The organism is Simiduia sp. 21SJ11W-1 (assembly GCF_024138675.1).
Classification (GTDB): Bacteria; Pseudomonadota; Gammaproteobacteria; order Pseudomonadales; family Cellvibrionaceae; genus Simiduia.
This window is the reverse complement of sequence record NZ_CP090959.1, coordinates 1,508,244-1,532,339: the sequence shown is the minus strand read 5'-3', so window position 1 is coordinate 1,532,339 and position 24,096 is coordinate 1,508,244. Positions and strand designations below refer to the sequence as shown.

General features: G+C 53.4%; 4 protein-coding genes. All 4 read right to left on the bottom strand.

Annotated elements, in window-relative coordinates:
* Nucleotides 1-47: 47 nt before the first annotated feature.
* The 4 genes from L1F30_RS06695 to L1F30_RS06680 all read right to left on the bottom strand — a co-directional run bounded on the left by L1F30_RS06695 (nt 48) and on the right by L1F30_RS06680 (nt 24,081).
* Nucleotides 48-398: a histidine triad nucleotide-binding protein gene (locus L1F30_RS06695; RefSeq protein WP_253360924.1), complete on the bottom strand. Its 351-nt coding sequence runs from the start codon at nt 396-398 to the stop codon at nt 48-50.
* A gap of 20 nt (nt 399-418) precedes the next feature.
* The gene (locus L1F30_RS06690; RefSeq protein WP_253360923.1) at nt 419-613 is read right to left on the bottom strand and encodes a Trm112 family protein; all 195 of its coding nucleotides are present in this window, start codon (nt 611-613) and stop codon (nt 419-421) included.
* Between the two features lie 91 nt (nt 614-704).
* The gene (locus tag L1F30_RS06685) at nt 705-1,550 is read right to left on the bottom strand and encodes a M23 family metallopeptidase (RefSeq protein WP_253360922.1); all 846 of its coding nucleotides are present in this window, start codon (nt 1,548-1,550) and stop codon (nt 705-707) included.
* Nucleotides 1,551-1,782: 232 nt separating this feature from the next.
* The gene (locus tag L1F30_RS06680) at nt 1,783-24,081 is read right to left on the bottom strand and encodes an Ig-like domain-containing protein (protein ID WP_253360921.1); all 22,299 of its coding nucleotides are present in this window, start codon (nt 24,079-24,081) and stop codon (nt 1,783-1,785) included.
* Between the last annotated feature and the right edge of the window lie 15 nt (nt 24,082-24,096).

Sequence of the window (24,096 nt, the reverse complement as noted above, 5' to 3'; positions counted from 1 at the left end):
TTCCGATTCTCTTGGTTGTGCGTTGCACGTGAATGTATGTTGGCAGGCTACATGCCCAGCCCAGATTCCGAATATTCTTTATTGCCGAGTATATGCAGATGCAGATGAAACACTGTTTGCCCTGCTTGTTCGCCGTTATTTACAACTAAGCGAAAGGCCTCGCCACAGCCTGCCCCACGGGCAATTTCACCGGCCTTTACCATCAGGTGGCCAAGCAGCGCTTGATCTTCGGCTGTTGCATCAACCAAGCGAGGAATTGGTTTGCGCGGAATCACCAAAAGGTGCACTGGCGCCTGTGGGCTGATGTCTTTAATGCAAATACAGTGGTCATCCTGGTACACGAAGTCTGTGGGTATGTCACCGCGGATAATTTTGCTGAAGATGGTGTCTTCGCTCATGGCCAAGGGTCCTGGGGTTATTAGCGGGCGTGTGCGTCTTTTTCTTCTTGGGTAAGGGTGCGCGCTTCGGTTTCCAGCATCACGGGAATATCATCGCGAATGGGATAGGCCAAACCGCTCGCCCAACACACCAACTCTTGCTGTTCAGGCATATACTCGAGCGGCGCCTTGCTAACGGGGCACACCAAAATACTGAGCAATTTTTGATCAATCATACCAATTCCTAGCGGGGCAAAGGGGCGATATAGTACAACGCCGAGCGCCGGCTGTCTTGGGATGAGCGGGGAATTGTAGGCTTGCGGGCGATTATTGGCCCGGCATTGGGCCTACCAGGGTTTGCGGATCTACGCGTTCGTCAAACCAGTTCATGCGCCAGTCCAGGTGCGGGCCAGTGGCCCTGCCCGTTGCTCCTACCTTGGCAATCGGGTCGCCCTGCTCCACGCGCTGACCCTCTTCCACCAGGATTTCCGACAGGTGGATAAACGTAGACGTAAGCCCGTGGCCGTGGTCGACAATCAGCGTACCACCGGAAAAGAACATATCATCATAGGCCAGCCGCACATTGCCCCCAACGGGCGCCACCACAACAGTGCCCGTGGGCCTTGCCACATCAACACCGAAGTGCGGATTTTTGGGCACGCCGTTGTATACCCGCTGGCTGCCATACACACCGGTAATACGGCCGGTTAACGGCCACTGAAAAGCTTGGCTGAAATCTGTGAGCTGGCTATCAACATCACGTGCGGCGCGGGCCAAAGCAGACTCCTTGTGAATACGCTCTAGCTGCGCTTTGGGCGGCGTAACAGTTTTGGCCGGCACACCATCTACACGCTGAATATTGTAGGTACGGCTTTCAATGGCGAGCGGTAGCACAGCTAAAGGCTGATTGGCCCCCTGTACCGCAAGCACTACATCAGTGGCATCGCGCCCCAAACCAAATACAAACTCGCCCTGTGGCCCTTTGCGCAAAACCTTGCCATTAACCGACACCTCAAACCCTTCTGGCGCCTGGCCACGAACTACCGCCCCCTGAATGTAACTTGCCTTCAACCCCAAATCCTGGAGTGTTGGTGCGGCCTGGGTGGCAGCCGTAATAAGGGCGGCCATTAACAATACAAGGCTTGATGTGAAGTAGGCTTTTCTGGCTCGCATTTGTAAGTCCTAGGCAGTGGGGTTTGATGGGTGTTGAAGGCTTGCCCAAAATACTGCCATAAACACACATCGGCCTGCAAAAAACTTAGGGCGCTGGTAACTATAACGGCGACAAAACAAGGAAAAACGCGAAAAGTAACCGAGCTGCAACACCTTTCACTGGCGTAAAAAAGTGCGTGGCTGCCTGCGAGACGCACGCAGGTAGCCGCACTCTACCGGCCCAGTGGCCAGGTTAGGTATCCAGGTTCAGGCTACCACCGGCCAATAGGTTATCCACCACCTGCTGGGTGGTTAGCGTATTACCGGCGGTGATATCCACACCCTGCAAGATAATCACCTGCCCCACTTCAAAGGCAGTGCCGCCATCGGCATCTACGTTGATATAGGTATTGCCACTTGCTTCATCGAAATTAAATTGCAGAAACTCTTCGATGCTGCCATTTTCTTCACCCACCAACAAATCAGAGAGATCGAGCACATCCCCTTCTGAGGCAGTGAAATCCGTTACGGTGTCTGTGCCGATATTACCCCGCGCCCAGGCAAAGGTGTCTGCGCCGTTGCCGCCGGTCAGCGTGTCGTCGCCACGCCCACCAAACAGCACATCGTTGCCCTCTCCGCCTTGCAGGGTGTCTTGATCTTCGCCACCGAAAAGGGTGTCGTCACCGGTGCCCCCGTTGAGCAGATCGTCGCCGGCTTCGCCCAACAGCAAATCGTTACCTGAGCCGCCGTATAATTGGTCGTTACCGGTGCCGCCGTAGAGTTTGTCGTCATCGGCGCCGCCGAACAGGCGATCGTCGCCTTCACCACCAATCAAGATATCTGCGCCAATACCGCCATCCATCAGGTCGTTACCGGCATCGCCGGCCAGGTGATCATCGCCCTCGTTGCCGTACACTTCATCATCACCGGCACCGCCGGCCAGGTAGTCGTTACCTAGCCCACCGCTTAGGGTATCTACCCCATCGCCACCGGAAATACTGTCGTGGCCTGCGCCACCGTGAAGCGTGTCGTTGCCGGCGCCGCCAGTAATTGCATCGTTTAGATTACCGCCCATGATGTTATCGTTACCAGTGGTGCCTGCAATGCGGTTATCAATAGTGTAAAGCGCAAGCTGGGCGGTGTCGCTTTGGCCGTCTGAATCTGTGAGGGTGTATTCAATCAGATTAGGCGCCAGTGTCGTGGTGCTTGTAGATGTTGTGGGCGCGAAATCTACCTGCTGAATGCTGTAGTCTCCATCGGCACCGGTATCTAATTCCAAACGACTCACACCCGAGTAGCCGGTAAACGTCTGGCTGTTTGATCCTGTTAGCGCCACTGTGCCCAATACATTATTAGCACTATCATAAAATGTCACAGAGCCGCTGCCTGCGTTGAATCCAAACACTAGCGTGATAGCCTCGACACCGTCCGGATAACGGGCAGTATCGAAAGACAAAATAATATTGTCGCCAGCATCTGCACTGTCGTCCCATGCATCGCCATCACTATTTACACCCAGCCCGTTAGCACCGTTATAGGTAATTACCGGATTGCCATTAGCTGTTGTGGTTGCTGTAACGCCCTGATCGGCACTGTTATCAGTAAAGCTTTCGCTTACCAAAACCACACCAGGCGTGTAATTGTAATAGCCATTGCTGCGCATAATGAAAACAGAGCCATCGTCTGCATCTGTTACGGTTACCTGATTGACTTGGTTGCCATCCAGATCAAAATCCGCTCCATACGTCCAGCTTAAACCGGTGCCGTTGGAACCATCAGGTTCCGAGATGACAGGATAGACCGGGCTGTAAGCAATATTGTTTAGCGTAAAGCCATTACCCGCAATTGAGGTAATCTCAATTCGCGCAATCCCTTCGAAGTTACTGAGATTGATCTGATCATTGGTGCCGTATTGGGTAATCGGGCTGCCTGACAGCTCCACCCCGTTAACATCAAATAACTTCACCTGTGCAAGATCACTGTTATCGAAATTTTTACCCATTTCCAAAATCAACCCTGTTGCACCATAGGGCAACTTGGCTGTATCCCAGTTAATGATTAGCACTTCACCGGCATCGATTTCCTTATCATCCGCACCCACTACACCAACGCCTTTACTATTTCCAGTTGTGGAAAAAGCAAGATTCGCAGCGACACTATTACGTGTTGCAGTAATCGAAAAGTTAGCGTTATTAATATTGGTTTGCGATGTAAGTGTGACACTCTCAGATTGGCCGCCAACCTGTTGAATAGGCGCCAAATCCAGGCTGAACTCCTGCCCTTTGTAGCTGAATGAAGTAACCTTGGCATTATCAACAACCTTATCTACACCGCCGCCTTGCGCAGCAAAGGGGGTAAATCCAGAGCCCAGCGCAGGCCCGCCATCTGTACCTAAGCCTGTTACAACATTTCCTTCAAACTCTTCATAATGGCCTGCTGTGTGCAGATCATCACGAGCATCGGGTTTGTCATCGACGATATTAAATTTGGCTGTGGCTGTAGCCGAATCTCCATCGCCATCCAGCACGGTGTAATCAAACTGGAAGTTAACTTCAGCAGTACCGTTTGGCGCAATAAACAAATAGGAACCCGTGGCAAAATCCATGGTGAAAGTACCATAGGCAAAACCATCATCAGCATTAAGCGTAACCTTAGTGCCTTCAACATCCAAACCGGATGCCAAGGCCGGCGTGACATTAAAACCGGCGCCATCGTAGCTTATAGTGTGCAAGACAGCTGGATCACCCAGCAAGATATCAATTGAGGAAACATATCCGCCGTCGGCTCCCATAGATACACGAGTAATTGTGCCTTCTTGAGTGATGTTCCCACCAAAGGCAGTTGGAACAGTACTCAGTAGTTCTGACTGAAGCAGCGACACATCCGAAACGATCAACGCAGGATCAATAGTTCCATACCCGCGACCCAATGAGTCAATATTATGCACATAGTTCAGATCAGTTAAATCGCTAGGTAAGCCATCACCAATACCGACGCCATAGGATTTAATAGCATTGTCGGTCATAAACTCTCTATAACCCATATTCAATGGCGAACCATCGGCTGTTATTGCACCGTCAGACAAGAAGTACGAAACATTCTGCACGCCGTCAGCTGCCGACTGTGTAGCTAAATCGGTTGTCAGCTCCTGACGAATCATCGTAAGTGCATCAACATAACTGGTGGAGTTAGTGAGATTACCGCTGCCGGCCAAATCATTAGAGTAAGAGGTAGTTACAACATCTGTAACGGATTCGATAGCAGTTTGTGCAAACTCAAAGCTACTAAAAGTACCCAGCCTATGCGCACCATTGGCGAACAACAGTACCGTCAAAGTCACATTGGTGGATTGATTAAAATACTCCTCTGCCAAGCTCACCAGTGCCTGCTTCGCCAACGATAAACGGGTATCTCCCGAAGACCCAACAGCCGCATTCATACTGGTCGAGATATCAAGTGAAAACACCAGATTAAACACTTTCTCTTCTGATTCAGGCACTGTTTGGGCCACGTTGGTGGCTATAGGCACATCATCCACTATGGTTATGTCTAACGTATCAGACAATGGCACGCCGTTAGTAAAGTTGTAGGTAAACTGTTCTACAACATCACCACCTGTGTTATTCGCGGTATTCAATTGATAGGTGTAATTGCCGCTCGCGGCGTTAACCGACAGCACACCGAGCGGGGTGGTGACGGTGATTACCCCGCCACTTGCGGTATAGCTTGCACCGTCAAAATCAATACTGGAAATTGTGCCACCGCCTGAACCATCATTGGCAAACAAATTGCCGGTAGCCGTTGCACTCTGCCCTTCCACTCCGCTGCCGGATGGCAAGCCGCTCTCATAAACTGTATTGAAATCCGGCTGTGTTGCACCCACCGATAAGGTGGTAGTACCAACGGCTGTTAATTCGCCATCAAACACTTCATAAGTGAAGGTGCCTATAGATTCTGAGCCGCCCGCATGAAACAGCAGAGTAGTCAATTGCGCCAATGTAAGCTGATCACCTACTGCTACGGGGTTTGAAATGCCATCGGCATAACTCACAACGCCTGTGGCAACATCGGGGATAGATGTGACAGTAATAATCAAATCAGCATCATCAGAATCAACATCTGTGGGTGCCTGTATATTCATAGGCACACCGGCCGTACCTTCAACAACAAACCGGTCATTATCAAACACGGTAGGTGCATCGTTTACGGGCATAACCCGCAAATCAAATGCTGCAGAGTTTGAAATATTGGCGTAATCCTGGTCAAAGACCTCAACACTCACTGCTCGCGTTGACGAAGATGGATTTTCCGAACTATTGAAATAGGTTATAGATTCCAGCACGGTGATGTACTCACCGATATCGGCGCCGCCAGACAAAGTTAACTGCCAACTTGAACCCGCCTGCTCAACTACCGCAGTTACGTTTGTACCTGCAGTGAGGTAATCGATAACATCCTGGCTATTTAAATAACCGTTAACGGTTACCACAACAGAAGAAAGTGTTGAACTATCTGAATCTTCAATCGCAACGCCGTCAAACAAACTCACCGGTGATGCATTTTCCTCATAATCAAGGCTCTGCAAGTTAGCTACGGTAGGCGGTGTTACCACATCGCTTGATACGTCAATGGTTACAGTTGCCATATCTGTTTCGCCGTCATCGTCGATCAGGGTGTAGCTGAAGGAGTCTGTACCTAAAAATCCGGCGGCAGGCGTGTAAGTAAAGGTGCCATCACCATTGTTAATTACGGTACCAGCTGTTGTACTTACATCAATACCAGCGATTCTGGCGTTATCTACCAGCGTATCGTTTGCAAGCACATTGCCAGTAGTAAACGTCTGATCTTGGCCGGTGATGTAATTATCATTCTCTGCAACTGGCGCACCGTTATTTGCACCAATAGATCCCGTTGCCTTCACCCCACCGGCAATAAGTTGAGAGCCGGGTGCAAAATTGACAGAGCCACTGAAATCCGTAAGGTTCAGGTAAAACTCCTCATCGCCTTCGAACACATTACTATCGCTATTAATAGTGATAGTCACAGTGGTACTGGTTGTACCTGCGGCTATTGTTGCGGTTGCGGGCCCCGCGCTCACATAGTCATCACCGCCTGTTGCCGAGCCACTGACCGTTTGATAAGTAAAGCTAAGGTCAGACGCAGGCGCAGTATCAATATTGATTGTAAAGGTTAAGGTGGTTGTACCTGACTGTGGCTCTTGCACAGAAACATCGCCTACAGAAACCGTAGGTATCAACACCATATTGATGGTAGATTGCGCTACATTACTCCAGTCACTTCCGTCAAAAACAGACACTTGAATCAATTTATCAGCGCCACTGGCTGAGCCATCATTCGTAAATTGAACAGCACGAATCGCTTGCTGGTAGTTCGCAAGGCTTGCAGCGCCGCTCAGTGTTAATACACCGGTTGATGGATTGTAGGCACTCGCCGTAATACCACTAGGGAGCGCCCCCACAGTTAACAAGTCACCCGACTCAAAGTTGGTGACCTGAACGCGAGCGGATGTTAATTGGGTATTGTCTTGATCAGTAATTACCACATCAGAATCAGCAATACGAACAGATCCACCACCTTCCGTAAAAGTGGCTTGGTAATTACTCCCTGTAGCACCGCTGGAATCGTTGGCGTCCAGATCAAGCTCAGGAACATCGTTGATATTAATCACTGCGTTGGTTGCGGGAGAGGTTGGCGACTCAGCAAAACCTTGATCATCGGTATAACTGGCCTGTACGGTAATGGCTTTGCCTACTTCGCTATCTGTGAGCGTGTAGGTATTGCCGGTAGCACCACCAATAGCGACGCCGTCAGCAAACCACTGATAGGTAATTGCACCATTGGCACCGTCTGGATCATTCACAGTCGCAGTTAAGGTTTCGTCTTCTAGCGCAGTGCCAGTGATGCTGATTGAGGCACCGTCATTAACGCCTGCAACAGCAGCAGTGGCCGCAGAAATCGGAGATTCGGAGAAGCCCTGGTCATCGGTATAAGTGGCCTGTACGGTGATGGCTTTACCCACTTCCGCATCGGTCAGTGTGTAAGTCGCATTAGTGGCGCCACCAATAGCTACGCCATCGGCAAACCACTGATAGGTAATTGCCCCACTCGCACCGTCTGGATCATTGACAGTCGCAGTTAAGGTTTCGTCTTCTAGCGCAGTGCCAGTGATGCTGATTGAGGCACCGTCATTTACGCCCGCAACAACTGAGGTGGCCGCAGAGGTTGGTGATTCGGCGAAGCCTTGATCATCGGTATAAGTGGCCTGTACGGTGATGGCTTTACCCACTTCCGCATCGGTCAGTGTGTAAGTCGCATTAGTGGCGCCACCAATAGCTACGCCATCGGCAAACCACTGATAGGTAATTGCCCCACTCGCACCGTCTGGATCATTGACTGTAGCAGTAAGAACTTCATCTTCCTGCGCCGTGCCGGTGATGGAAACGGATGCACCATCATTCACGCCTGCAACAGCAGCAGTGGCCGCAGAAATCGGAGATTCGGAGAAGCCCTGGTCATCGGTATAAGTGGCCTGTACGGTGATGGCTTTACCCACTTCCGCATCGGTCAGTGTGTAAGTCGCATTAGTGGCGCCACCAATAGCTACGCCATCGGCAAACCACTGATAGGTAATTGCACCATTGGCACCGTCTGGATCATTCACAGTCGCAGTTAAGGTTTCGTCTTCTAGCGCAGTGCCAGTGATGCTGATTGAGGCACCGTCATTTACGCCCGCAACAACTGAGGTGGCCGCAGAGGTTGGTGATTCGGCGAAGCCTTGATCATCGGTATAAGTGGCCTGTACGGTGATGGCTTTACCCACTTCCGCATCGGTCAGTGTGTAAGTCGCATTAGTGGCGCCACCAATAGCTACGCCATCGGCAAACCACTGATAGGTAATTGCCCCACTCGCACCGTCTGGATCATTGACTGTAGCAGTAAGAACTTCATCTTCCTGCGCCGTGCCGGTGATGGAAACGGATGCACCATCATTCACGCCCGCAACCGCCGCCGTCGCTACCGATGTTGGTGATTCGGCGAAGCCTTGATCATCGGTATAACTGGCCTGTACGGTAATGGCTTTGCCTACTTCGCTATCTGTGAGCGTGTAGGTATTGCCGGTAGCACCACCAATAGCGACGCCGTCAGCAAACCACTGATAGGTAATTGCACCATTGGCGCCGTCTGGATCATTGACGGTTGCAGTTAAGGTTTCGTCTTCTAGCGCAGTGCCGGTGATGCTGATTGAGGCACCGTCATTAACGCCTGCAACAGCAGCAGTGGCCGCAGAAATCGGAGATTCGGAGAAGCCCTGGTCATCGGTATAAGTGGCCTGTACGGTGATGGCTTTACCCACTTCCGCATCGGTCAGTGTGTAAGTCGCATTAGTGGCGCCACCAATAGCTACGCCATCGGCAAACCACTGATAGGTAATTGCCCCACTCGCACCGTCTGGATCATTGACTGTAGCAGTAAGAACTTCATCTTCCTGCGCCGTGCCGGTGATGGAAACGGATGCACCATCATTCACGCCCGCAACAGCAGCAGTGGCCGCAGAAATCGGAGATTCGGAGAAGCCCTGGTCATCCGTATAAGTGGCCTGTACGGTAATGGCTTTGCCTACTTCGCTATCTGTGAGCGTGTAGGTATTGCCGGTAGCACCACCAATAGCGACGCCGTCGGCGTACCACTGGTAACTAATCACGCCACTGGCGCCATCGGGATCATTCACAGTGGCGGTTAAGGTTTCGTCTTCTAGCGCAGTGCCGGTGATGGAAACGGATGCGCCATCATTCACGCCAGCAACCGCCGCCGTCGCTGCCGATGTTGGTGATTCGGCGAAGCCCTGGTCATCCGTATAAGTGGCCTGAACAGTGATGGCCTTACCCACTTCGCTGTCGGTCAGTGTGTAAGTCGCATTAGTGGCGCCACCAATGGCCACGCCATCAGCAAACCACTGATAGGTAATTGCACCATTGGCGCCGTCTGGATCATTGACAGTCGCAGTTAAGGTTTCGTCTTCTAGCGCAGTGCCGGTGATGCTGATTGAGGCACCGTCATTAACGCCCGCAACAACTGAGGTGGCCGCAGAGGTTGGTGATTCGGCGAAGCCTTGATCATCGGTATAAGTGGCCTGTACGGTGATGGCTTTACCCACTTCCGCATCGGTCAGTGTGTAAGTCGCATTAGTGGCGCCACCAATAGCTACGCCATCGGCAAACCACTGATAGGTAATTGCCCCACTCGCACCGTCTGGATCATTGACTGTAGCAGTAAGAACTTCATCTTCCTGCGCCGTGCCGGTGATGGAAACGGATGCACCATCATTCACGCCCGCAACAGCAGCAGTGGCCGCAGAAATCGGAGATTCGGAGAAGCCCTGGTCATCCGTATAAGTGGCCTGTACGGTAATGGCTTTGCCTACTTCGCTATCTGTGAGCGTGTAGGTATTGCCGGTAGCACCACCAATAGCGACGCCGTCAGCAAACCACTGATAGGTAATTGCACCATTGGCGCCGTCTGGATCATTGACGGTTGCAGTTAAGGTTTCGTCTTCTAGCGCAGTGCCGGTGATGGAAACGGATGCGCCATCATTAACGCCTGCAACAGCAGCAGTGGCCGCAGAAATCGGAGATTCGGAGAAGCCCTGGTCATCGGTATAAGTGGCCTGTACGGTGATGGCTTTACCCACTTCCGCATCGGTCAGTGTGTAAGTCGCATTAGTGGCGCCACCAATAGCTACGCCATCGGCAAACCACTGATAGGTAATTGCCCCACTCGCACCGTCTGGATCATTGACTGTAGCAGTAAGAACTTCATCTTCCTGCGCCGTGCCGGTGATGGAAACGGATGCACCATCATTCACGCCCGCAACAGCAGCAGTGGCCGCAGAAATCGGAGATTCGGAGAAGCCCTGGTCATCCGTATAAGTGGCCTGTACGGTAATGGCTTTGCCTACTTCGCTATCTGTGAGCGTGTAGGTATTGCCGGTAGCACCACCAATAGCGACGCCGTCGGCGTACCACTGGTAACTAATCACGCCACTGGCGCCATCGGGATCATTCACAGTGGCGGTTAAGGTTTCGTCTTCTAGCGCAGTGCCGGTGATGGAAACGGATGCGCCATCATTCACGCCAGCAACCGCCGCCGTCGCTGCCGATGTTGGTGATTCGGAGAAGCCCTGGTCATCGGTATAAGTGGCCTGTACGGTGATGGCTTTACCCACTTCCGCATCGGTCAGTGTGTAAGTCGCATTAGTGGCGCCACCAATAGCTACGCCATCGGCAAACCACTGATAGGTAATTGCACCATTGGCACCGTCTGGATCATTCACAGTCGCAGTTAAGGTTTCGTCTTCTAGCGCCGTGCCGGTGATGGAAACGGATGCACCATCATTCACGCCCGCAACAGCAGCAGTGGCCGCAGAAATCGGAGATTCGGAGAAGCCTTGATCATCGGTGTAACTGGCCTGCACGGTAATGGCTTTACCCACTTCCGCATCGGTCAGTGTGTAAGTCGCATTAGTGGCGCCACCAATAGCTACGCCATCGGCAAACCACTGATAGGTAATTGCCCCACTCGCACCGTCTGGATCATTGACAGTCGCAGTTAAGGTTTCGTCTTCTAGCGCAGTGCCAGTGATGCTGATTGAGGCACCGTCATTTACGCCCGCAACAACTGAGGTGGCCGCAGAGGTTGGTGATTCGGCGAAGCCTTGATCATCGGTATAAGTGGCCTGTACGGTGATGGCTTTACCCACTTCCGCATCGGTCAGTGTGTAAGTCGCATTAGTGGCGCCACCAATAGCTACGCCATCGGCAAACCACTGATAGGTAATTGCCCCACTCGCACCGTCTGGATCATTGACTGTAGCAGTAAGAACTTCATCTTCCTGCGCCGTGCCGGTGATGGAAACGGATGCACCATCATTCACGCCTGCAACAACTGAGGTGGCCGCAGAGGTTGGTGATTCGGCGAAGCCTTGATCATCGGTATAAGTGGCCTGTACGGTGATGGCTTTACCCACTTCCGCATCGGTCAGTGTGTAAGTCGCATTAGTGGCGCCACCAATAGCTACGCCATCGGCAAACCACTGATAGGTAATTGCCCCACTCGCACCGTCTGGATCATTGACTGTAGCAGTAAGAACTTCATCTTCCTGCGCCGTGCCGGTGATGGAAACGGATGCACCATCATTCACGCCCGCAACAGCAGCAGTGGCCGCAGAAATCGGAGATTCGGCGAAGCCTTGATCATCGGTATAAGTGGCCTGTACGGTGATGGCTTTACCCACTTCCGCATCGGTCAGTGTGTAAGTCGCATTAGTGGCGCCACCAATAGCTACGCCATCGGCAAACCACTGATAGGTAATTGCCCCACTCGCACCGTCTGGATCATTGACTGTAGCAGTAAGAACTTCATCTTCCTGCGCCGTGCCGGTGATGGAAACGGATGCACCATCATTCACGCCCGCAACCGCCGCCGTCGCTACCGATGTTGGTGATTCGGCGAAGCCTTGATCATCGGTATAACTGGCCTGTACGGTAATGGCTTTGCCTACTTCGCTATCTGTGAGCGTGTAGGTATTGCCGGTAGCACCACCAATAGCGACGCCGTCAGCAAACCACTGATAGGTAATTGCACCATTGGCGCCGTCTGGATCATTGACGGTTGCAGTTAAGGTTTCGTCTTCTAGCGCAGTGCCGGTGATGGAAACGGATGCGCCATCATTAACGCCTGCAACAGCAGCAGTGGCCGCAGAAATCGGAGATTCGGAGAAGCCCTGGTCATCCGTATAAGTGGCCTGTACGGTAATGGCTTTGCCTACTTCGCTATCTGTGAGCGTGTAGGTATTGCCGGTAGCACCACCAATAGCGACGCCGTCGGCGTACCACTGGTAACTAATCACGCCACTGGCGCCATCGGGATCATTCACAGTGGCGGTTAAGGTTTCGTCTTCTAGCGCAGTGCCGGTGATGGAAACGGATGCGCCATCATTCACGCCAGCAACCGCCGCCGTCGCTGCCGATGTTGGTGATTCGGCGAAGCCCTGGTCATCCGTATAAGTGGCCTGAACAGTGATGGCCTTACCCACTTCGCTGTCGGTCAACGTGTAGGTCGAATTTGTGGCTCCACCAATGGCCACGCCATCAGCAAACCACTGATAGGTAATTGCACCATTGGCGCCGTCTGGATCATTGACAGTCGCAGTTAAGGTTTCGTCTTCTAGCGCAGTGCCGGTGATGGAAACGGATGCGCCATCATTAACGCCTGCAACAGCAGCAGTGGCCGCAGAAATCGGAGATTCGGAGAAGCCCTGGTCATCGGTATAAGTGGCCTGTACGGTAATGGCTTTGCCTACTTCGCTATCTGTGAGCGTGTAGGTATTGCCGGTAGCACCACCAATAGCGACGCCGTCAGCAAACCACTGATAGGTAATTGCACCATTGGCGCCGTCTGGATCATTGACGGTTGCAGTTAAGGTTTCGTCTTCTAGCGCCGTGCCGGTGATGGAAACGGATGCGCCATCATTAACGCCTGCAACAGCAGCAGTGGCCGCAGAAATCGGAGATTCGGAGAAGCCCTGGTCATCGGTATAAGTGGCCTGTACGGTGATGGCTTTACCCACTTCCGCATCGGTCAGTGTGTAAGTCGCATTAGTGGCGCCACCAATGGCCACGCCATCAGCAAACCACTGATAGGTAATTGCACCATTGGCGCCGTCTGGATCATTGACAGTCGCAGTTAAGGTTTCGTCTTCTAGCGCAGTGCCGGTGATGCTGATTGAGGCACCGTCATTAACGCCCGCAACAACTGAGGTGGCCGCAGAGGTTGGTGATTCGGCGAAGCCTTGATCATCGGTATAAGTGGCCTGTACGGTGATGGCTTTACCCACTTCCGCATCGGTCAGTGTGTAAGTCGCATTAGTGGCGCCACCAATAGCTACGCCATCGGCAAACCACTGATAGGTAATTGCCCCACTCGCACCGTCTGGATCATTGACTGTAGCAGTAAGAACTTCATCTTCCTGCGCCGTGCCGGTGATGGAAACGGATGCACCATCATTCACGCCCGCAACAGCAGCAGTGGCCGCAGAAATCGGAGATTCGGAGAAGCCCTGGTCATCCGTATAAGTGGCCTGTACGGTAATGGCTTTGCCTACTTCGCTATCTGTGAGCGTGTAGGTATTGCCGGTAGCACCACCAATAGCGACGCCGTCAGCAAACCACTGATAGGTAATTGCACCATTGGCGCCGTCTGGATCATTGACGGTTGCAGTTAAGGTTTCGTCTTCTAGCGCAGTGCCGGTGATGGAAACGGATGCGCCATCATTAACGCCTGCAACAGCAGCAGTGGCCGCAGAAATCGGAGATTCGGAGAAGCCCTGGTCATCGGTATAAGTGGCCTGTACGGTGATGGCTTTACCCACTTCCGCATCGGTCAGTGTGTAAGTCGCATTAGTGGCGCCACCAATAGCTACGCCATCGGCAAACCACTGATAGGTAATTGCCCCACTCGCACCGTCTGGATCATTGACTGTAGCAGTAAGAACTTCATCTTCCTGCGCCGTGCCGGTGATGGAAACGGATGCACCATCATTCACGCCCGCAACAGCAGCAGTGGCCGCAGAAATCGGAGATTCGGAGAAGCCCTGGTCATCCGTATAAGTGGCCTGTACGGTAATGGCTTTGCCTACTTCGCTATCTGTGAGCGTGTAGGTATTGCCGGTAGCACCACCAATAGCGACGCCGTCGGCGTACCACTGGTAACTAATCACGCCACTGGCGCCATCGGGATCATTCACAGTGGCGGTTAAGGTTTCGTCTTCTAGCGCAGTGCCGGTGATGGAAACGGATGCGCCATCATTCACGCCAGCAACCGCCGCCGTCGCTGCCGATGTTGGTGATTCGGAGAAGCCCTGGTCATCGGTATAAGTGGCCTGTACGGTGATGGCTTTACCCACTTCCGCATCGGTCAGTGTGTAAGTCGCATTAGTGGCGCCACCAATAGCTACGCCATCGGCAAACCACTGATAGGTAATTGCACCATTGGCACCGTCTGGATCATTCACAGTCGCAGTTAAGGTTTCGTCTTCTAGCGCCGTGCCGGTGATGGAAACGGATGCACCATCATTCACGCCCGCAACAGCAGCAGTGGCCGCAGAAATCGGAGATTCGGAGAAGCCTTGATCATCGGTGTAACTGGCCTGCACGGTAATGGCTTTACCCACTTCCGCATCGGTCAGTGTGTAAGTCGCATTAGTGGCGCCACCAATAGCTACGCCATCGGCAAACCACTGATAGGTAATTGCCCCACTCGCACCGTCTGGATCATTGACAGTCGCAGTTAAGGTTTCGTCTTCTAGCGCAGTGCCAGTGATGCTGATTGAGGCACCGTCATTTACGCCCGCAACAACTGAGGTGGCCGCAGAGGTTGGTGATTCGGCGAAGCCTTGATCATCGGTATAAGTGGCCTGTACGGTGATGGCTTTACCCACTTCCGCATCGGTCAGTGTGTAAGTCGCATTAGTGGCGCCACCAATAGCTACGCCATCGGCAAACCACTGATAGGTAATTGCCCCACTCGCACCGTCTGGATCATTGACTGTAGCAGTAAGAACTTCATCTTCCTGCGCCGTGCCGGTGATGGAAACGGATGCACCATCATTCACGCCTGCAACAACTGAGGTGGCCGCAGAGGTTGGTGATTCGGCGAAGCCTTGATCATCGGTATAAGTGGCCTGTACGGTGATGGCTTTACCCACTTCCGCATCGGTCAGTGTGTAAGTCGCATTAGTGGCGCCACCAATAGCTACGCCATCGGCAAACCACTGATAGGTAATTGCCCCACTCGCACCGTCTGGATCATTGACTGTAGCAGTAAGAACTTCATCTTCCTGCGCCGTGCCGGTGATGGAAACGGATGCACCATCATTCACGCCCGCAACAGCAGCAGTGGCCGCAGAAATCGGAGATTCGGCGAAGCCTTGATCATCGGTATAAGTGGCCTGTACGGTGATGGCTTTACCCACTTCCGCATCGGTCAGTGTGTAAGTCGCATTAGTGGCGCCACCAATAGCTACGCCATCGGCAAACCACTGATAGGTAATTGCCCCACTCGCACCGTCTGGATCATTGACTGTAGCAGTAAGAACTTCATCTTCCTGCGCCGTGCCGGTGATGGAAACGGATGCACCATCATTCACGCCCGCAACCGCCGCCGTCGCTACCGATGTTGGTGATTCGGCGAAGCCTTGATCATCGGTATAACTGGCCTGTACGGTAATGGCTTTGCCTACTTCGCTATCTGTGAGCGTGTAGGTATTGCCGGTAGCACCACCAATAGCGACGCCGTCAGCAAACCACTGATAGGTAATTGCACCATTGGCGCCGTCTGGATCATTGACGGTTGCAGTTAAGGTTTCGTCTTCTAGCGCAGTGCCGGTGATGGAAACGGATGCGCCATCATTAACGCCTGCAACAGCAGCAGTGGCCGCAGAAATCGGAGATTCGGAGAAGCCCTGGTCATCCGTATAAGTGGCCTGTACGGTAATGGCTTTGCCTACTTCGCTATCTGTGAGCGTGTAGGTATTGCCGGTAGCACCACCAATAGCGACGCCGTCGGCGTACCACTGGTAACTAATCACGCCACTGGCGCCATCGGGATCATTCACAGTGGCGGTTAAGGTTTCGTCTTCTAGCGCAGTGCCGGTGATGGAAACGGATGCGCCATCATTCACGCCAGCAACCGCCGCCGTCGCTGCCGATGTTGGTGATTCGGCGAAGCCCTGGTCATCCGTATAAGTGGCCTGAACAGTGATGGCCTTACCCACTTCGCTGTCGGTCAACGTGTAGGTCGAATTTGTGGCTCCACCAATGGCCACGCCATCAGCAAACCACTGATAGGTAATTGCACCATTGGCGCCGTCTGGATCATTGACAGTCGCAGTTAAGGTTTCGTCTTCTAGCGCAGTGCCGGTGATGCTGATTGAGGCACCGTCATTAACGCCCGCAACAACTGAGGTGGCCGCAGAGGTTGGTGATTCGGCGAAGCCTTGATCGTCTGTGTAACTTGCCTGCACGGTAATGGCTTTGCCTACTTCGCTATCTGTGAGCGTGTAGGTATTGCCGGTAGCCCCACCAATAGCGACGCCGTCGGCGTACCACTGATAGGTAATTGCACCATTGGCACCGTCTGGATCATTCACAGTCGCAGTTAAGGTTTCGTCTTCTAGCGCCGTGCCGGTGATGGAAACGGATGCGCCATCATTAACGCCTGCAACAGCAGCAGTGGCCGCAGAAATCGGAGATTCGGAGAAGCCCTGGTCATCGGTATAAGTGGCCTGTACGGTGATGGCTTTACCCACTTCCGCATCGGTCAGTGTGTAAGTCGCATTAGTGGCGCCACCAATAGCTACGCCATCGGCAAACCACTGATAGGTAATTGCCTCACTCGCACCGTCTGGATCATTGACTGTAGCAGTAAGAACTTCATCTTCCTGCGCCGTGCCGGTGATGGAAACGGATGCACCATCATTCACGCCCGCAACCGCCGCCGTCGCTACCGATGTTGGTGATTCGGCGAAGCCTTGATCATCGGTATAACTGGCCTGTACGGTAATGGCTTTGCCTACTTCGCTATCTGTGAGCGTGTAGGTATTGCCGGTAGCACCACCAATAGCGACGCCGTCAGCAAACCACTGATAGGTAATTGCACCATTGGCGCCGTCTGGATCATTGACGGTTGCAGTTAAGGTTTCGTCTTCTAGCGCAGTGCCGGTGATGCTGATTGAGGCACCGTCATTAACGCCTGCAACAGCAGCAGTGGCCGCAGAAATCGGAGATTCGGAGAAGCCCTGGTCATCGGTATAAGTGGCCTGTACGGTGATGGCTTTACCCACTTCCGCATCGGTCAGTGTGTAAGTCGCATTAGTGGCGCCACCAATAGCTACGCCATCGGCAAACCACTGATAGGTAATTGCCCCACTCGCACCGTCTGGATCATTGACTGTAGCAGTAAGAACTTCATCTTCCTGCGCCGTGCCGGTGATGGAAACGGATGCACCATCATTCACGCCCGCAACAGCAGCAGTGGCCGCAGAAATCGGAGATTCGGAGAAGCCCTGGTCATCCGTATAAGTGGCCTGTACGGTAATGGCTTTGCCTACTTCGCGATCTGTGAGCGTGTAGGTATTGCCGGTAGCACCACCAATAGCGACGCCGTCGGCGTACCACTGGTAACTAATCACGCCACTGGCGCCATCGGGATCATTCACAGTGGCGGTTAAGGTTTCGTCTTCTAGCGCCGTGCCGGTGATGGAAACGGATGCGCCATCATTCACGCCAGCAACCGCCGCCGTCGCTGCCGATGTTGGTGATTCGGAGAAGCCCTGGTCATCGGTATAAGTGGCCTGTACGGTGATGGCTTTACCCACTTCCGCATCGGTCAGTGTGTAAGTCGCATTAGTGGCGCCACCAATAGCTACGCCATCGGCAAACCACTGATAGGTAATTGCACCATTGGCACCGTCTGGATCATTCACAGTGGCGGTTAAGGTTTCGTCTTCTAGCGCCGTGCCGGTGATGGAAACGGATGCGCCATCATTCACGCCAGCAACCGCCGCCGTCGCTGCCGATGTTGGTGATTCGGAGAAGCCCTGGTCATCGGTATAAGTGGCCTGTACGGTGATGGCTTTACCCACTTCCGCATCGGTCAGTGTGTAAGTCGCATTAGTGGCGCCACCAATAGCTACGCCATCGGCAAACCACTGATAGGTAATTGCACCATTGGCACCGTCTGGATCATTCACAGTCGCAGTTAAGGTTTCGTCTTCTAGCGCCGTGCCGGTGATGGAAACGGATGCACCATCATTCACGCCCGCAACAGCAGCAGTGGCCGCAGAAATCGGAGATTCGGAGAAGCCCTGGTCATCCGTATAAGTGGCCTGTACGGTAATGGCTTTGCCTACTTCGCTATCTGTGAGCGTGTAGGTATTGCCGGTAGCACCACCAATAGCGACGCCGTCGGCGTACCACTGGTAACTAATCACGCCACTGGCGCCATCGGGATCATTCACAGTGGCGGTTAAGGTTTCGTCTTCTAGCGCCGTGCCGGTGATGGAAACGGATGCGCCATCATTCACGCCAGCAACCGCCGCCGTCGCTGCCGATGTTGGTGATTCGGAGAAGCCCTGGTCATCGGTATAAGTGGCCTGTACGGTGATGGCTTTACCCACTTCCGCATCGGTCAGTGTGTAAGTCGCATTAGTGGCGCCACCAATAGCTACGCCATCGGCAAACCACTGATAGGTAATTGCACCATTGGCACCGTCTGGATCATTCACAGTGGCGGTTAAGGTTTCGTCTTCTAGCGCCGTGCCGGTGATGGAAACGGATGCGCCATCATTCACGCCAGCAACCGCCGCCGTCGCTGCCGATGTTGGTGATTCGGCGAAGCCTTGATCATCGGTATAACTGGCCTGTACGGTAATGGCTTTGCCTACTTCGCTATCTGTGAGCGTGTAGGTATTGCCGGTAGCACCACCAATAGCGACGCCGTCAGCAAACCACTGATAGGTAATTGCACCATTGGCGCCGTCTGGATCATTGACGGTTGCAGTTAAGGTTTCGTCTTCTAGCGCAGTGCCGGTGATGGAAACGGATGCGCCATCATTAACGCCTGCAACAGCAGCAGTGGCCGCAGAAATCGGAGATTCGGAGAAGCCCTGGTCATCGGTATAAGTGGCCTGTACGGTAATGGCTTTGCCTACTTCGCTATCTGTGAGCGTGTAGGTATTGCCGGTAGCCCCACCAATAGCGACGCCGTCAGCAAACCACTGATAGGTAATTGCACCATTGGCGCCGTCTGGATCATTGACGGTTGCAGTTAAGGTTTCGTCTTCTAGCGCAGTGCCGGTGATGCTGATTGAGGCACCGTCATTAACGCCTGCAACAGCAGCAGTGGCCGCAGAAATCGGAGATTCGGAGAAGCCTTGATCATCGGTATAACTGGCCTGTACGGTAATGGCTTTGCCTACTTCGCTATCTGTGAGCGTGTAGGTATTGCCGGTAGCACCACCAATAGCGACGCCGTCAGCAAACCACTGATAGGTAATTGCACCATTGGCGCCGTCTGGATCATTGACGGTTGCAGTTAAGGTTTCGTCTTCTAGCGCAGTGCCGGTGATGCTGATTGAGGCACCGTCATTAACGCCTGCAACAGCAGCAGTGGCCGCAGAAATCGGAGATTCGGAGAAGCCCTGGTCATCGGTATAAGTGGCCTGTACGGTGATGGCTTTACCCACTTCCGCATCGGTCAGTGTGTAAGTCGCATTAGTGGCGCCACCAATAGCTACGCCATCGGCAAACCACTGATAGGTAATTGCCCCACTCGCACCGTCTGGATCATTGACTGTAGCAGTAAGAACTTCATCTTCCTGCGCCGTGCCGGTGATGGAAACGGATGCACCATCATTCACGCCCGCAACAGCAGCAGTGGCCGCAGAAATCGGAGATTCGGAGAAGCCCTGGTCATCCGTATAAGTGGCCTGTACGGTAATGGCTTTGCCTACTTCGCTATCTGTGAGCGTGTAGGTATTGCCGGTAGCACCACCAATAGCGACGCCGTCGGCGTACCACTGGTAACTAATCACGCCACTGGCGCCATCGGGATCATTCACAGTGGCGGTTAAGGTTTCGTCTTCTAGCGCAGTGCCGGTGATGGAAACGGATGCGCCATCATTCACGCCAGCAACCGCCGCCGTCGCTGCCGATGTTGGTGATTCGGCGAAGCCCTGGTCATCCGTATAAGTGGCCTGTACGGTGATGGCTTTACCCACTTCCGCATCGGTCAGTGTGTAAGTCGCATTAGTGGCGCCACCAATAGCTACGCCATCGGCAAACCACTGATAGGTAATTGCACCATTGGCACCGTCTGGATCATTCACAGTGGCGGTTAAGGTTTCGTCTTCTAGCGCCGTGCCGGTGATGGAAACGGATGCGCCATCATTCACGCCAGCAACCGCCGCCGTCGCTGCCGATGTTGGTGATTCGGCGAAGCCTTGATCATCGGTATAACTGGCCTGTACGGTAATGGCTTTGCCTACTTCGCTATCTGTGAGCGTGTAGGTATTGCCGGTAGCACCACCAATAGCGACGCCGTCAGCAAACCACTGATAGGTAATTGCACCATTGGCGCCGTCTGGATCATTGACGGTTGCAGTTAAGGTTTCGTCTTCTAGCGCAGTGCCGGTGATGGAAACGGATGCGCCATCATTAACGCCTGCAACAGCAGCAGTGGCCGCAGAAATCGGAGATTCGGAGAAGCCCTGGTCATCGGTATAAGTGGCCTGTACGGTAATGGCTTTGCCTACTTCGCTATCTGTGAGCGTGTAGGTATTGCCGGTAGCACCACCAATAGCGACGCCGTCAGCAAACCACTGATAGGTAATTGCACCATTGGCGCCGTCTGGATCATTGACGGTTGCAGTTAAGGTTTCGTCTTCTAGCGCAGTGCCGGTGATGCTGATTGAGGCACCGTCATTAACGCCTGCAACAGCAGCAGTGGCCGCAGAAATCGGAGATTCGGAGAAGCCTTGATCATCGGTATAACTGGCCTGTACGGTAATGGCTTTGCCTACTTCGCTATCTGTGAGCGTGTAGGTATTGCCGGTAGCACCACCAATAGCGACGCCGTCAGCAAACCACTGATAGGTAATTGCACCATTGGCGCCGTCTGGATCATTGACGGTTGCAGTTAAGGTTTCGTCTTCTAGCGCAGTGCCGGTGATGCTGATTGAGGCACCGTCATTAACGCCTGCAACAGCAGCAGTGGCCGCAGAAATCGGAGATTCGGAGAAGCCCTGGTCATCGGTATAAGTGGCCTGTACGGTGATGGCTTTACCCACTTCCGCATCGGTCAGTGTGTAAGTCGCATTAGTGGCGCCACCAATAGCTACGCCATCGGCAAACCACTGATAGGTAATTGCCCCACTCGCACCGTCTGGATCATTGACTGTAGCAGTAAGAACTTCATCTTCCTGCGCCGTGCCGGTGATGGAAACGGATGCACCATCATTCACGCCCGCAACAGCAGCAGTGGCCGCAGAAATCGGAGATTCGGAGAAGCCCTGGTCATCCGTATAAGTGGCCTGTACGGTAATGGCTTTGCCTACTTCGCTATCTGTGAGCGTGTAGGTATTGCCGGTAGCACCACCAATAGCGACGCCGTCGGCGTACCACTGGTAACTAATCACGCCACTGGCGCCATCGGGATCATTCACAGTGGCGGTTAAGGTTTCGTCTTCTAGCGCAGTGCCGGTGATGGAAACGGATGCGCCATCATTCACGCCAGCAACCGCCGCCGTCGCTGCCGATGTTGGTGATTCGGCGAAGCCCTGGTCATCCGTATAAGTGGCCTGAACAGTGATGGCCTTACCCACTTCGCTGTCGGTCAACGTGTAGGTCGAATTTGTGGCGCCACCAATGGCCACGCCATCAGCAAACCACTGATAGGTAATTGCACCATTGGCGCCGTCTGGATCATTGACAGTCGCAGTTAAGGTTTCGTCTTCTAGCGCAGTGCCGGTGATGCTGATTGAGGCACCGTCATTAACGCCCGCAACAACTGAGGTGGCCGCAGAGGTTGGTGATTCGGCGAAGCCTTGATCGTCTGTGTAACTTGCCTGCACGGTAATGGCTTTGCCTACTTCGCTATCTGTGAGCGTGTAGGTATTGCCGGTAGCCCCACCAATAGCGACGCCGTCGGCGTACCACTGATAGGTAATTGCACCATTGGCACCGTCTGGATCATTCACAGTCGCAGTTAAGGTTTCGTCTTCTAGCGCAGTGCCAGTGATGCTGATTGAGGCACCGTCATTTACGCCCGCAACAACTGAGGTGGCCGCAGAGGTTGGTGATTCGGCGAAGCCTTGATCATCGGTGTAACTTGCCTGCACGGTGACGGCTTTGCCCACGTCGGCATCGGTCAGGGTATAGGTGCTACCCGTCGCGCCGCTGATCGCTACACCATCGGCGTACCACTGGTAGGCAATGGCACCGCTCGCACCATCGGGATCATTGACTGTGGCAGTCAGCGTTTCATCTTCTTGTGCAATGCCGGCGATGGTGGCCGATGCACCGTCATTCACCGCTACCACGGCAGATGTTGCCGCGGAAACAGGCGCTTCTGTAAAGCCTTCGTCGTCTGTGTAAGATGCCTGTACAGTAATGGTTTTACCCACTTCAGCATCTGAAAGTGTAAAGGCTCTGGAGGTTGCACCATTAACGGCCACGCCGTCGGCAAACCATTGGTAGCTGATCGCGCCAGCTGCGCCATTAACATCAGTCACACTGGCAACAAGCGCCTCACCCACTTGCGGGGTGCCCGTAACAGTTACACTGCCTTCTGTGTTAACCACCTCAACCTGATAGGCCAACTGGTTAGCAATTAATTGTGTATTGCCGGCGCTGTCTGATGCGAGAAAGCTTGCACTGATGCTGCTATCAGCGTCTGCCTGCAAATCACTCCCGGCGATGTCGACCGCGAAGTTACCCGCACCATCAAGTGTACCCAGGTAATCAACACCGTTTACCGTCAATGTGATTTGATCACCGGCATTGAAATCGCCGGTAACATTGCCTGCCACCGTTACAGTGCCAGTGGCTTCATCTGGGCTCAAGCTGTTATCGGGAGTAACAGTTGACGTGAAATTGATGGTGCCATTGGTTTGGCTATCGATACTGAAATCGCGTGTTACTAACGTGTTACCGGCACCGGCAGTGAGCTGGTATTGGCCGTCTGCGGCGGCCAGCATATCTGCTGCAGGCACGGTGGCACTCCAGGAGCCATTATTTACCACGCCCACATAAGTGTTGCCATTGAAGGTGACAAGCACTTCACTGCCATCGGGCATGTTGGTGGCATCGCCCGAAACAACCAAAGGCTGGCTTTGCTCTTGGGCATTGATGACGTCATCCACCGTCAGTGGATTGATGGTGATTACAGGGTCTGGCAGGTTCAGGTTGCCGCTGCCATCACGACCACCAATGTCGTTAAACTGGCGGTTGGAATCGTAGCCCACAGTCGAGGTTTCAAACCCGCTTTCAGGCGTTACCCGCTCTGCTGTTAAATCTACGCGCACACCACCGGTGCCGGCACTCCCGTCCGCTGTGCCATCACCGCCGGCGGCGGCCGCTGGCAAGACCTCGTCCAGGCTTCGGCCCTCTTCGATAGCCTGTTCTAGTGCATCAAAATTAACGCCCGCTTGTAAACTCCCCTCTTCGGCTTGCTTATCCAGTTCGCTCAAAAAGTTTTTATCAAAACGCAGCGTTTCGTTTTGGCCGAGGGTAATCACGGCGTCTTTACCAATAGACATCACCAACACTGCACCCGCGCCGGTGGCAATCCATTCATTGAGCTCAACTATTTCGCCCGCGGTCAGCGGCCGCTTGACGCCTTCGGCATCGGTAACCCACGCCTCCCCCTGCACTGCCATTACACGGGTTTGAATTACCGCAGAAAACGCGCTCGCCATAGCTCACCTCAAGTT